The sequence below is a fragment of the Gilvimarinus xylanilyticus genome, from assembly GCF_024195295.1.
Classification (GTDB): Bacteria; Pseudomonadota; Gammaproteobacteria; order Pseudomonadales; family Cellvibrionaceae; genus Gilvimarinus; species Gilvimarinus xylanilyticus.
On the sequence record NZ_JAMFTH010000002.1, the window covers coordinates 187368 to 200045 of the forward strand.

At 55.2% G+C, this 12678-nt stretch carries 10 protein-coding genes; 3 read left to right on the forward strand and 7 right to left on the reverse strand.

Annotated features, from left to right (window positions below; genetic code table 11):
* Positions 1-25: 25 nt before the first annotated feature.
* The 3 genes from M6D89_RS09775 to M6D89_RS09785 form a co-directional block, all read right to left on the reverse strand.
* Positions 26-793, reverse strand: coding sequence for a cupin-like domain-containing protein (locus M6D89_RS09775; RefSeq protein ID WP_253967882.1), 768 nt, complete (start codon positions 791-793; stop codon positions 26-28).
* A gap of 169 nt (positions 794-962) precedes the next feature.
* Positions 963-4028: a TonB-dependent receptor gene (locus tag M6D89_RS09780; RefSeq protein ID WP_253967883.1), complete on the reverse strand. Its 3066-nt coding sequence runs from the start codon at positions 4026-4028 to the stop codon at positions 963-965.
* A gap of 358 nt (positions 4029-4386) precedes the next feature.
* The gene (locus tag M6D89_RS09785) at positions 4387-4638 is read right to left on the reverse strand and encodes a GlsB/YeaQ/YmgE family stress response membrane protein (RefSeq protein ID WP_253967884.1); all 252 of its coding nucleotides are present in this window, start codon (positions 4636-4638) and stop codon (positions 4387-4389) included.
* A 276-nt stretch (positions 4639-4914) separates the two neighbouring features.
* On the opposite strand from M6D89_RS09785, the gene M6D89_RS09790 reads away from it, so the two are divergent.
* Positions 4915-6117 (forward strand): DUF3300 domain-containing protein, encoded by a 1203-nt coding sequence (locus M6D89_RS09790; protein ID WP_253967885.1) that lies wholly within the window; start codon positions 4915-4917, stop codon positions 6115-6117.
* On the opposite strand, the gene M6D89_RS09795 is transcribed toward M6D89_RS09790, so the two are convergent.
* Together M6D89_RS09795 and aqpZ are read right to left on the reverse strand one after the other, a co-directional pair.
* The gene (locus M6D89_RS09795; RefSeq protein WP_253967886.1) at positions 6110-7888 is read right to left on the reverse strand and encodes an alkaline phosphatase D family protein; all 1779 of its coding nucleotides are present in this window, start codon (positions 7886-7888) and stop codon (positions 6110-6112) included. The two genes, M6D89_RS09790 and M6D89_RS09795, sit on opposite strands and share 8 nt — an antisense overlap.
* A gap of 88 nt (positions 7889-7976) precedes the next feature.
* Complete coding sequence (gene aqpZ / locus M6D89_RS09800; RefSeq protein WP_253967887.1) at positions 7977-8675, reverse strand: aquaporin Z; 699 nt, start codon at positions 8673-8675, stop codon at positions 7977-7979.
* Positions 8676-8880: 205 nt separating this feature from the next.
* Here aqpZ and M6D89_RS09805 point away from each other — a divergent pair, with 205 nt between their 5' ends.
* Positions 8881-10368, forward strand: a complete 1488-nt coding sequence (locus M6D89_RS09805; RefSeq protein ID WP_253967888.1) for a glycosyl hydrolase — start codon at positions 8881-8883, stop codon at positions 10366-10368.
* A 40-nt stretch (positions 10369-10408) separates the two neighbouring features.
* Here M6D89_RS09805 and M6D89_RS09810 read toward each other — a convergent pair whose 3' ends face one another.
* A complete protein-coding gene (locus M6D89_RS09810) occupies positions 10409-10957 on the reverse strand; it encodes a YbhB/YbcL family Raf kinase inhibitor-like protein (protein WP_253967889.1) in 549 nt (182 codons plus the stop codon).
* Positions 10958-11101: 144 nt separating this feature from the next.
* Between M6D89_RS09810 and M6D89_RS09815 the strand changes: the two genes are divergently transcribed.
* On the forward strand, positions 11102-12169 hold the full coding sequence (locus M6D89_RS09815; protein ID WP_253967890.1) for a CNNM domain-containing protein: 1068 nt from the start codon (positions 11102-11104) through the stop codon (positions 12167-12169).
* Positions 12170-12250: 81 nt separating this feature from the next.
* Here M6D89_RS09815 and M6D89_RS09820 read toward each other — a convergent pair whose 3' ends face one another.
* A complete protein-coding gene (locus M6D89_RS09820) occupies positions 12251-12457 on the reverse strand; it encodes a cold-shock protein (protein WP_020207706.1) in 207 nt (68 codons plus the stop codon).
* Positions 12458-12678 lie beyond the last annotated feature (221 nt).

Sequence of the window (12678 nt, forward strand, 5' to 3'; positions counted from 1 at the left end):
TTATCGTTATGTCTTAGGGACAAGCCTACCACCAAAAATTAACCAGTGTGTTGACATCATCCAAGGATTCCACGTTGTGCCACCAGTTTTTAGGAATATACAGCGCGTCTCCCGGCGTCAGGGTATAGGTAAGGGCCTGTGCCTGGGCAGTGGCGTACCGAGGGTATGTTTGTAGATCGGGCTGAGCAACATCCACCCGGCTAACAGGTCGGCCCGCCGGAGTTTGCGGCAACTGGGCGATATACAAATTGGGCTCTTGCTCGGGCGCGAACAAGGTAAAACGGCGGCGCCCGGACACCACACAAGCGACATTATCATTTTTGTCGTTATGAGTTGGCACAACTACGCGGTTCCCCAGCCATATATTGGAAACGGCAGACTCGGGAATGCCCGATAACCGGCAATATTTTTCTAAGCCCGGAAGATAGTCAGCGATTGAGTTGGCCCCCAGATAAAAGGTCGGGCTTTTGGAATTATTCTGCTGAGATGCTAGATATTCCAGAGCGTCCGTCAAATAGCCGTTCATGCGGGTAAAGTTAAAAGCTTTAAAGTCGCGCCGGTAGAAGATACGGCCACGCTCTTCGGGCCGGGCAATCATGGCTTGGAATACAGCCCTTTGATCAAAGCCACGCAAATAGTCAAAATACTCCGGCACGCTTTGCTCGGCTTTTTGGACAATCTGCCAGTAAGAGACTAGCCGGGGCAATAGCACTGGCTGCATCGGCCTGCTGGCCAGAAACGCACTGATATCAATGCCTGACTGCCGGTTATCTACGGCCGCAGAGAAAGACATAAACGCACCTGTTTATGATTAGATAAAAGCGCCAGTCACACGGCTAACGCTGCTATTATTTTTATGACGTTTTATATTTACTTACGACAATGCCCGGCGCAGGCCAGGCATTGTCGTAAGCAAAGCGCCCCACCGACCACTGGGGCCGATGAGTCGCTGAGCTAATCGCTTAGAAAGTATAGCGCGCGCCAATATTGTAGCGTGCGTAACCTTCGTAGTAACCCACAATCTGATTAGTACTGCGGCTATAGTTACGGCCATTTTCTTCGGTCAGATTTAAACCTTCGAAGAATACCGACAAATTATCGGTAAGATCGTAGCTGACGTTCATATCGATCTGACTGTACTCATCTACAAACAAAGGACTATTGTACAAGCCACCTTGGCCTACCGCCGCCAGGAAGCTATCACGCCAATTGTAGGCAATACGTGCTTGCAAACCATGCTTGTCGTAGAAAGCCACTAGATTAGCCGTATCACTTAAACCGGTAATAGGTGTCTGAGCCGCGCCTAGATCCATCAGATCATAACCGATGTTTTCATCCACCATGGTGTAGTTGGCAATAACACCAAAGCCAGTCTCACCAAAGGTGTGCTGAATATTGGCCTCAATACCATCAATAGTTACTTCACGATCTGAATTAAAGAAGGTGTTGTAATTAACCGTTGCGTTAGGATCTTCCCCAGGAATACCGACGATAATAAGATTGTCGTTAGCATCCATATACGCGGTGTTCGGATCAGCAAAGTTGTCATAAATATACTGGCGAATAGCGCCGGCGTCGCTGGGCGCTATACCCGAATCAATTGCCGCCTGAGCACGCAAGCCATCGGGATCTGCCGGGTTGGGGGTATTTTCCAGAGGTCCATCAACTGTGTCAGTGGTAGAACTAATAAACTTAGACACGTTTTTACGGAAATACCCGACCGATGCGTAGCTTGCATCGTCATAGTACCACTCTAGCGACAGGTCAATATTATCTGACTGATAGGGTTCCAGCGCCGGGTTACCCGCCGATGCACTCACGCCTTCAAGACCGGCCTGCTCGTTGTAGCTATCACCCACCAATTGCAGCCAATCCGGACGAGCAATGCTCTCGCTGTAAGAGGCTCGAACGGTCAGGTTTTCCAATACATCTAAACGCAAGTCCAGTGATGGCAAAATAAAGTCGTAACTGCCTTCAGCATCAACCGTGCGTGCACTGCCATCTACCGGACGCATATAGATTTCGTTATTAGAAACCCAGCGCAGCGGCTGATAATCAAACGCTGTATAGGGGGCCGCAACTTCGGTTTCTTCGTAGCGCAAGCCCGCATTGGCGTAGAAGGCCATGCTACCGATATCGGTGGTAAAGTTGGCTTGCACAAAGGCACTGTTGGTAGTCTCGATAATCTGCTGGAAGGTGTCCGGCTCGGCCGAGCAGTACCAGGTTGAACCATCGGGGCAGCTGGCTTTGCCGTTGCCGTCACGATAGTTTTCCGAGGCGAAATCGCGCAGTTTATAAAAGTCGGCTTCCCAGCGCTGGTTAATCACTTCGGTGTTGCTACCGCCCAAATAGCTGATTTCTTCCTGGCTGGTTTGGCCAAAGGAGCCTGAGAAATGATCCTTAATGGTCGCCGCGGTAAAGAACTCTTCGGGAACATCACCGGGCGAGCCCAAACCTCCCCAGGTATCGCGTAGGTTATCGGAGAAGCCAGAGTTAAACTCGCCCTCGGTCCAGGCCACACCAAAGTCAACATTCAACTGGTCGTTAAACTCCCAGTTACCGTCAAACTGAACTTGTTTAATATTGTGTTCGGAGTGGCTCTCGCGGAACCAGCTGCCCGATACCTGTAGATCTTGCAGCAGAATGTCCGAGCCACCTTGGCTGTTGGTTAAATCAAGCACCAGCCCAGGCACCTCGCCGCGGGTATTGAGCGTGGTGCGATCGCGCGAGTAAGAGGTCACCGAAATACCCGAACTGTTGCCGTAGGGACTGTCGGGGCCCAGCTTTGCTTCAGAACTGTGAGCATCTAACGACAAGGTCAGTGGCTCAATGGGGTTCCACTCAATGTTCAGACCGATCGAGTTGTTTTCGGCGCGGGTTTTCTCAACCCCCACACCCATAGTCAAGTCACCGTTTTCGCCGCGCTCGGAGTAAAGCTCGGGGGTTTGTACGCCGGGTGAAGGGTTATCAGTAAAGACGGTATCCTGACCGCCCCAACCAAACCAAGCACCCAAATCGTGATAAGTTTGCGAGAATTCATTTTCGCTGTAGGTGTAATCCACCGTGGCGGTCAAATCATCGGTGGGGGCAAACTGTAAGGTCAGCTGGCCGTTGGTGCGGGTGCGCTCAAACTCGCCAAACTGGTAACCCACCTGCTGGGGCACGCCGTATACATCGCCATCTTCGGGCTGATTGCGGTGGGTGCCACCCAAAAAGTCGATACCACCCCATAAGAAGTCGACACCTTCCTGGCCGCCCCAGTCCTGTACTACCGAGCCCGGAACGCCCGTCCAGCCGCCGCCATTGGTGGCGTTGGCGAAGCCGCCTTGACGCTCTTGGTAGCTGCCGGTTACCGCGACGCCGATTTTGCCGTCGGCGAACGAGTTGCTGTAAATACCGGAGATTTCGGGCGTTATTTCAGAATCGGGCGCCGACTCGTCCCAAACGCCTTTCACACCGATGGATGCTTTGGAATCAATTTCCAAAGGCTTGGGGGTTACAATGTTAATGGTAGCGCCCATACCGCCCGAGGGCACATCCGAGCGGGAGGTTTTAAACACCTCTACCGCCTGCACCCCTTCCGAGGCGAGGTTGCCAAAATCAAACGAGCGCGAACCAGACGCATAAGTGGCGCCAATGGTCGCACCCGGCATTTGCCGACCATTAAGGGTGACCAAGTTAAAGTCTGGGCCGAGGCCGCGTACGGTTACCTTTGAGCCTTCACCGTTTTCACGGCTGATGGACACACCGGTAATACGTTGCAACGATTCGGCCAGGTTGGTGTCCGGGAACTTACCGATGTCTTCGGCTGAGATGGCATCCACCACACCACTGGTGTCTCGCTTCATATCCATCGAGCGCTCGAGACTGGCGCGAATACCGGTGACAACAACTTCTTCCAGCATCCGATCTTCACCGGCCTGGGCGGGGCTATTCTGCGCCAAGGCGCTCGCGCTGAACGCCGCCATTGCCGCAGAGGCAACTGCGGACGCGATAAGTTTACGTTGGAAATTCTGCTTTGCTTTCATGAGCTGATCCTCAAACCATTATTGTTATGTCGCTGTCGGCCGGGCCAGTAAAAGTGCCGGGCCGTTCGAACCGCCGACAATATCAACCTCGCGGCTCAAAACCGTCGTCCCACTTTGACGGTGAGCGATAACATGGCGAGTCTCACTTTATCCCACCCCAAGTGGGACGCTAAAACTCTTTATATTTCAAATATCTACACTTGTCACACAATTAATTGCCAAAGCATTAAAAATCCTGCCCAAGTCCCTTTAGGCAACCCAGCTCGAGCGTTACTGACTATTTTTTGAACACAAAAAAGCCGGAGCCCGTCAGGCGCCGGCTGCGATTTTACCCGGGCGCAACACCTGCGCCCTTCGGCTACGCTTTTTTAATCAGCGATATTAAAAAGAGTAAAATGATGGCCCCCAGGGTTGCGGTAATAATAGACCCGATCAAGCCACCCGCGGCAATACCCAGCAAGCTAAACACAAAGCCGCCGATAAAGGCTCCTACAATCCCTACGACGATATTGCCCAACAGCCCAAAACCACGGCCTTTCATCAACAGGCCTGCCAGCCATCCGGCCAGTGCGCCGATAAGCAGAAAAATAATAATAGCGGTAATATCCATACAAATGCTCCGTTATTTGTTCTGTGGAATTTCATAGCCTAACCTAACAGCGACGACAGCCCCACGTCGGCTTTAAACAGATTTCCCATAAGCGCGGGTTTTGATATGCGTATTTATTGGCCAGTTGTTCAGGGAGTATTCAGCACTTATCGCTAGACTATCGGGTAAGGAGCAAACATCGGTAAACGATGTCCAATGGGTTACGGAAACGCGCAGGGGCAACATAACGCCACCAAGGCCCTCGGCGCGCACAGCCCAAGGCAGAGAATGACCACTATGATCCATCGACTGGCACGCACATTATTCGCGCTCACCCTGCTGTTTGGGGTGAGCCTTAATACTTTTGCCGACGACTTCAGCGAAGAGCGTCGTCAGCAACTATTGGCGCCCGTGGCACTTTACCCGGACACGGTGTTAACCCATGTACTGATTGCATCGACTTATCCGCTGGAAATTGTTCAGGCCCAGCGCTGGTATCAAAGTCACGACCACCTAGCCGCGGAAAAGCTGATAAACGCCGCCGATGACGAGCCCTGGGACCCCAGTGTTAAAGCACTGCTGCCTTTTCCCGACCTACTCTCACGCATGAGTGAGGACTTACTATGGACCCAGGAGTTGGGCGAAGCATTTTTAGCCGATGAACAGGCTACCCTGGCGGCGGTGCAGCAGCTGCGCCAACAGGCCTGGGACAGTGGCACTCTGGCCGAGATGGAACACCAACAGGCCAGTGTGGAAGACCGCCAGATTATTATTCAGCCCACCCGCCGCGAAGTGGTATACGTGCCCTATTACGACTCGCGGGTGGTCTACGGAAACTGGCGTTGGAGCAGTTATCCGCCGATTTACTGGCCCCGTCCGCCCCGTTACAGCGGTGGTTTTTACTGGGGCTTTTCCGCCCCGGTAGGGGATTGGTTTTACTTTGGCGGCTTTCACTGGAGCCAGCGCACTCTGATCATCAGCCACCAGCGGCCTTACTATCACTATCGCCACCGCCACTACGGTTACCACAATGGTGTGCAACACTGGCGCCACGATCCGCGCCATCGGCGCAATGTAAACTACCGCCACTGGCGCTCGGGGCCTTCCAGCCGGCCGCCCTCGTACCGGCAGCGCGATCTGGGCAACAGCCATAATCGCCAGCGTCTGGAGCGCCAACTGCGCCAGCGCACCGAACAAAATCGACGGGTATATCGCGACAGTCACCCTCGGTTAGAGCGTCGCGACCAAGGCAAGTCGGTGCGACGGGAAACCACCACCATCAAACGCAGCCCTCAGTTTCACCGCGATACCCAGCGTACCAAGCACATAGAGCGCAATACCAAACGCCTGGAACCGAGCAACCGCCTGCAAAGCCGGCCCAAGGCGCGCACCGAGACTAGCCCGCGTTACAACCGCCAGGCCAATCCCAGGCGCACCATGGAGCGCGGCGGCAACTCCCAGCGAGTACGCTCAAGCCCGCGCCTGGAGAGAATCAAGTAAGGGCTGTGGAGTTACTCGACAGCACTTGCATTGTCTGGGCGCGCCCGGACTGCAATTGATAGCTCGCCTCTTTAATCGACGAAACAAACTCCCACTTGGCCTCTACCCGCTCGCGGTTTATATCCAGCAGTAAAAAGCCGCGATCTCCGGCGTTTAGGTATTTAAGTCCCGCCACCATATCGACAATACCCTCCTCGGTCTGCGCATAGGCGGAGGCCGGGATGGCCAAATACTCCTCCAGCCCCGGCGAGCTAACCGACGAGGTCGCCAGCTCCACCCCCACAGGCGTGCCTTCGGCATTGGCCAACTCACTGGCCCAGGCGTTGTGGGTATCGCCCGCTAACACCACCAGACGGGCGTTGGCCTCGCGGGCGATAGCGTAAACCGCCTCGCGCGCAGCGCCGTAGCCATCCCAGGCGTCCAGGTTGTAAGGCACCGCCGGTGCCTGCAGCAGGGCCAACACCTCGGGCGTTAGACGACTTTGATTGGCCTGCAGGTAAGCCAGCTCGTCAGCGGTTAAGGTGGGGTCACCCGCCTCGGCGCGAGCAGCCAGTTGCGCCAGCACGCCCAACTCGGCGTATTCGGGTATCGCCAGCTGTTGAGTGGCGATGGCGAAGGGCAGGTACATCTGCCCCATCAGTACCTGCTGGCCCAGCAGCTGCCAAGTGGCGCTGGAGCTGACCATGGCCGAGCGCAACCAATCCAACTGTTGTGCCCCCAGCAAGCTCCGCGATGGATCGTTGATATCCCCGAAGAGCCCTTCAAAATCGAAAGCGCCTGTGCCGGCATCAAAGTAGTCGGTCATCACCAAGGGCTTGGCGCGCGCTTCGTTGCGGGTATCCAGCATCAGCAGATTAACCAAATCGCCCCACTCGAACTGGCGGTAAATACTGGAGGGCATGGCCAAATCTTCATCGCTGGCCGCATCCAGCGGACGAATGGGCAGCCACTCAAAGTAAGCGCGCATGGCGGCCAGCTTGCGCTCGTTAAAGTCGCCCTCGCCTTCGTTATGGTTTTCGGCGCCGCCAATGTAGGTGTCGTTGGCGATTTCATGGTCGTCCCACACCACCAAAAAGGGCGCGCTGGCGTGCACCGCCTGCAGGTCGGCATCGCTACGGTACTGGGCGTAGCGGGCGCGGTAATCATCCAAAGCGAAAAGCTCGTTGGCGGGCTGCGACTCGCGGCCCATAGCGGCGGCCTGCTCTGAAGCGTAACCGCCGGGGCCATACTCGTAAATGTAATCCCCCAAATGCAACACTAAATCCAGATCGCGCTGGGCCAGCTCGCCATAGACATGGAAGTAACCGGCGGGATAGTTAGAGCAGGACACCACCGCCAGCTTTAAATGCTCGCTGGTTAAATCCGGCAGGGTGCGGGTTTTACCCACAGGAGAAACCGCTGCGGCGGTGCGGAAGCGATAATAGTAATGGGCATCTGGGTTTAAATCGCGAACGTCCACCTTGACGGTAAAGTCGCGGGCAATGTGCGCCTCACCCGAGCCCTGGGCCAGTAAAGTTGTAAAGTCGGCGCTGTCAGATACCTCCCAGCTTAAACGAACACTCTCGGCGCCGGAATCAGCGGGCGTAACGCGCGTCCACAAAATCACACTATCGGCCAGCGGGTCGCCCGAGGCGACACCATGCTCAAAGCTTCCAAAACCGAGCGAATCATCGTCATCGCTGCCACAACCGGACAGCGCCGTGGTGACATACAGCCCACCCAAACCGAACAGACCATTGCGAATAAAACCGCGCCTGGATACATCTGGCATCTGACTACTCCTGCGAATAAAAGCAGGAGTATCCGCAATGCCGGTGACAGGTAAATGACAGCCCGGCGAGCGCCGGGGGCCCAATGAGTTAACGGCTGGCTTCTTCTTTGCCGATAAACCGATAAACCAGAGCGCCCAGGACCCCGCCGACAATAGGCGCCACCCAAAACAACCACAGCTGCGCCACCGCCCAATCCCCCACAAATACCGCGACACCGGTACTGCGCGCGGGGTTTACCGAAGTGTTAGTCACAGGAATGCTGATCAAGTGAATCAGCGTTAAACACAAACCAATGGCAATATGCGCCAAGCCCGCCGGAGCGCGTTTGTCGGTCGCGCCCATAATCACAACCAAAAACATCATGGTCATAACCACTTCACATACCAGCGCGGCGGTAAAACTATAACCGCCGGGGGAGTGCTCGCCATAACCATTGGAGGCGAAACCGGCACTCACATCAAAGCCCGCCTGGCCGCTGGCGATAACGTAAAGCACCGCCCCGGCCACAATGCCGCCCAACACTTGGGCAATAATATAGGGCGCGAGCTGCGAGGCCGGAAAGCGCCCACCCGCCCAAAGGCCAAACGAGACCGCCGGATTTAAATGACAACCGGATATATGGCCAATGGCGAATGCCATCGTGAGCACCGTTAAACCAAACGCTAACGAAACCCCCAGCAAACCAATCCCCACATCGGGAAAGGCCGCCGCTAATACGGCACTGCCGCAACCACCTAACACTAACCAAAATGTTCCCACAAATTCCGCTGCATATTGTTTCATCATCAATTTCCTTATGTTCCCTGAAAACCGCTGGCGCGGGCCGCTAATCATTACCCCAAACGCGGTGAAACGCCAGCTATATTATCCATAAAGGAATGCCTCAACCGCCCGAATAGAAGAATTGAGCCGGCAGCTGTAATCGGTTACACTTCGACAACCATGACACCGATAATAAAAGGCCGGCAGCGTTCGGCGCCATGAGAGAATAATGATGAGAACAAACCTAATCCGCGCAGTGGCCCTGGCATGGGCAGCCCTGGGCCTAAGTGCCTGTGGCAGCAGCGGTGGTGGCAGCGCGCCCACCACCTCGGGCAATAGCAGTCAATCCAGCACCTCCGCTATCAGTTCATCTTCCAGCGTGGCCAGCAGTGAGGGCAGCTCAAGCAGCGCGTCCTCAAACACCTCGTCCGCTGGCAGTAGCCTTACCGCGATCATCCCCAACGCCGCCAGTAACGGCACGCCCTACTGTCGCTACAGCGAGGCCGATAACGGCTGGGGCTGGGAGAACAGCCACAACTGTGTGGTATATCAATCGGCGGCCGATCCGGGCATTGGAGAATTTGACCACTGCAAAGTGGGCGCCGAGGAAATCGCTTACTGCGACAGCGGCGACAGCGATTGGCAGATAAACGGCAACCAGGTCTGCATCGCCCGGAACTTTTGCCCGGGCAACAGCGCCAAAACCCAAACCAGCCTGAGCCCTGAGTTGGTCACCCCCGAGGCCAGTGAAACGGCGCAACAGGTATTTACTTACCTGCACAGCATTTGGGGCGAAAAAATGCTGAGCGGCCAAATGGACCTGACCTGGGCAGACGACGTGGACATGCACCAGCGGGTATTGGACGATACCGGCAAATCCCCGGCGATTATGGGCTACGATTTTATGAACTACGGGGCCTACACCTATGGCTCTGGCCTGACCCAAACCGAAGAGGCGATTGAGTACTGGAACCAGGGTGGCCTGGTGACTTTTGCCTGGCACTGGCGCGACCCATCGGGTGAGACCAAAAACTTTTACGCCAGCCAAGACGATGCGAGCAAAAACGCCGCCTTTACCATTCCCGTGGCCAACGGCGAGCTGGACACCACCAGCGAAGCCTTTACCGCGCTTGAGCGAGACGTGGACCTGATCGCCGGCGAGCTGCAAAAACTGGAAAACGCCGGCGTGCCGGTGCTGTGGCGCCCGCTACACGAAGCCGCCGGTGGCTGGTTCTGGTGGGGCCGCGCACGCACCGACGGTGTCCCTGCAGGCTACGCGCAAACTCTGCTGTGGCGCTATATGTTCCAACGTTTAACCGAGCACCACGGCCTGGATAATTTAATCTGGGTGTGGAACGGGCAAAACGCCATCTGGTATCCGGGTGACGACGTAGTGGATATTGTCAGCACCGATATCTACGACGGCGAGCGCAATTACGAATCGCAAAAAACTTTATACGAGGTCACCAAGGCCTATCCCCACCGGGAAAAAATGGTCGCCTTAAGTGAGAACAGCAACATCCCCGACCCAGACGCCATGGCCGCTGACAATGCCTGGTGGCTCTGGTTTATGGTGTGGAACGACGGCGCCCTGGACACCATGGACGACCACTCAAACAACTTCTGGACCGGCGAGTACTACAACACTGACGCTCATAAAAAGCATGTGTATGAGCATGAGTTAGTGATTACCCGGGATGAATTGCCGGAGTTTTGATGTTCGCGTCAGACGTCGGACGTCTGACGCTAAAAACAACTTACCTTCCATACATCGCGGTAAAGCTGGCCTCGCCGATTTTATTGGCGTTAATCATAAAACCAATCAGCGCGGCGCTGGCGTTTTCGGGCACTTGCAGGGTGTCGGTGCCCAGCGCATACAGGGTAAATTCATAGCGGTGCGGCTCGTCGCCTTCGGGTGGGCAGGCGCCGCCAAAGGCTTTTACGCCGTAATCAGACGGCCCCTGTTGAGCGCTCTCGGGCAAGTTATTGCCGGACTCGGTGCCCGCGCCCGTGGGTAGCGATTGGACCTCGGCGGGGATATTAATTACCTGCCAGTGCCACCAGCCCGAGCCGGTGGGCGCGTCCGGGTCGTACACGGTTAAAGCGTAGCTTTGGGTGCCCTCGGGCGCGCCGGACCAGTTCAGTGCGGGCGAGACATTCTCGCCGCTGCAACCAAAACCGCTAAACACCTGAGCCGAGGTTAAGGTGCCACCGTCACTCACGGCGGGGCTGCTTAAAGTAAAGCTGTCGGCACTGGCATAGCAGCTGCTCGCCAGGACTAACGCGGCAATCGATTGTTTCCACATAACTATCTCCTTGCAATAATGACGCGGGGCAAGGGGTACTTTAAAGGCTATCATCCCATTAAAGGCCCCGAACCTTGTATGATTGGGAAAACGAAAACTATACCGTTAAACACAGTTCACCCACCAGCCCCCGGAGGCTGATCAATGACACTGTTAATTCTTTATATCGCTCTGGCGCTGGGCGTGTCGTTTTTGTGCTCGGTGGCCGAGGCGGTGCTGCTCAGCGTCAATTCGGCCTACTCGTCACTGCTGGAGCAAAGCGGCAAACGCTCAGGCAAGCTATTGGCCGAGCTCACCAAAGACGTCGAGCGCCCCCTGGCGGCCATTCTTACCCTCAACACCATCGCCCACACCATTGGCGCCGCCGGCGCCGGGGCACAGGCAACCATCGTATTCGGTAACGCCTACCTGGGCGTATTCTCGGCTGTACTCACGCTGCTTATTCTGGTGCTGTCCGAAATTATCCCCAAAACCCTGGGCGCCTATTACTGGCGGGGGCTCGCCCCCTTTACCGCCTATGGCCTGCACTACCTAATCAAACTGCTCTACCCGTTTATTCTAATGTCGGAGTTATTAACCAAACTGATCACCCGAGGCGAGCGCGCCGGCACCGGACTGGACCGCCAAGAGCTGGCCATTGCCGCCGATATTAGCAGCGCCGAGGGGCACCTGGATGAAAACGAAAGCCTAGTGGTCAAAAACCTGCTGGCGCTTCGCAACACCACCATCCGCGAAGCCATGACCCCGCGCACCGTACTGTTTAGCGAAGACCAGGAGCACGGCGTAGAGGATTTTTTTGCCCGCCATAAAACCATTCCCTTCTCTCGCATTCCGGTCTACGCCGACGACCCGGACAATATTACCGGGGTGGTACTGCTCAGCGACCTGTTAATCGCCCAGGCCAAAGGCGACACCCAAATGCCATTGCAAGACTACCGCCGCGAGTTACCTGCCCTGCTGGATGCCATGCCACTTACCCAGGCGCTGGAGGAGTTTTTACGCAAAAAGACCCATATGATTCTGGTGGTCACCGAGTTTGGCGATGTGCAGGGCATTATTACCCTGGAAGACGTGCTGGAAACCCTGCTGGGGCGGGAAATTGTGGATGAAAACGATAAGACCCGCGATATGCAGGAACTGGCTCGGCGTCACTGGCGCCGGCAGGCCAAGAAAAGCGGCGCCGATATAGAAGAAGAGCCCCCTACCGCTTAACTCCCTATCTCTTAAAAAGTAGCAGGCATAAAAAAAGCAAACCCGAAGGTTTGCTTTTTAGGTCTGGCAAAATAAGGTTACTTAAACAGCAACAATATTCTCAGCCTGAGGACCTTTTTGGCCTTGAGTTACGGTGAACTCAACGCGCTGGCCTTCGGCCAGAGTTTTGAAGCCAGAACCAGAAATGGCGCTGAAGTGAGCAAAAACGTCTGGACCAGACTCTTGCTCGATAAAACCAAAACCTTTTGCTTCGTTGAACCACTTAACGGTTCCTTGAACTGTAGACATAACAATATCCTGTAATCAAAAAAATAAGCGCCTTGCGCCTGCTAACCATAGCAAACCAGGCAGGAGTAGCAAAAAATCTAGACGTATCTTTAAAACTGCAGGACGAGGTGTTACAAGTACAACTTCGAAGGCGGATCTAACGAGTGGTCAATTTCTAGCTGACTGGCACTGTATAGGGAATGTTTGCCTTTGTCTATCTTTATTTTGCGTATTTTTAAACC

Coding starts and splice junctions, on each gene's coding strand:
- M6D89_RS09775 (WP_253967882.1), bottom strand. CDS start 793: ATGTCTTTCTCTGCGGCCGTAGATAACCGGCAGTCAGGCATTGATATC.
- M6D89_RS09780 (WP_253967883.1), bottom strand. CDS start 4,028: ATGAAAGCAAAGCAGAATTTCCAACGTAAACTTATCGCGTCCGCAGTT.
- M6D89_RS09785 (WP_253967884.1), bottom strand. CDS start 4,638: ATGGATATTACCGCTATTATTATTTTTCTGCTTATCGGCGCACTGGCC.
- M6D89_RS09790 (WP_253967885.1), top strand. CDS start 4,915: ATGATCCATCGACTGGCACGCACATTATTCGCGCTCACCCTGCTGTTT.
- M6D89_RS09795 (WP_253967886.1), bottom strand. CDS start 7,888: ATGCCAGATGTATCCAGGCGCGGTTTTATTCGCAATGGTCTGTTCGGT.
- aqpZ (WP_253967887.1), bottom strand. CDS start 8,675: ATGATGAAACAATATGCAGCGGAATTTGTGGGAACATTTTGGTTAGTG.
- M6D89_RS09805 (WP_253967888.1), top strand. CDS start 8,881: ATGATGAGAACAAACCTAATCCGCGCAGTGGCCCTGGCATGGGCAGCC.
- M6D89_RS09810 (WP_253967889.1), bottom strand. CDS start 10,957: ATGTGGAAACAATCGATTGCCGCGTTAGTCCTGGCGAGCAGCTGCTAT.
- M6D89_RS09815 (WP_253967890.1), top strand. CDS start 11,102: ATGACACTGTTAATTCTTTATATCGCTCTGGCGCTGGGCGTGTCGTTT.
- M6D89_RS09820 (WP_020207706.1), bottom strand. CDS start 12,457: ATGTCTACAGTTCAAGGAACCGTTAAGTGGTTCAACGAAGCAAAAGGT.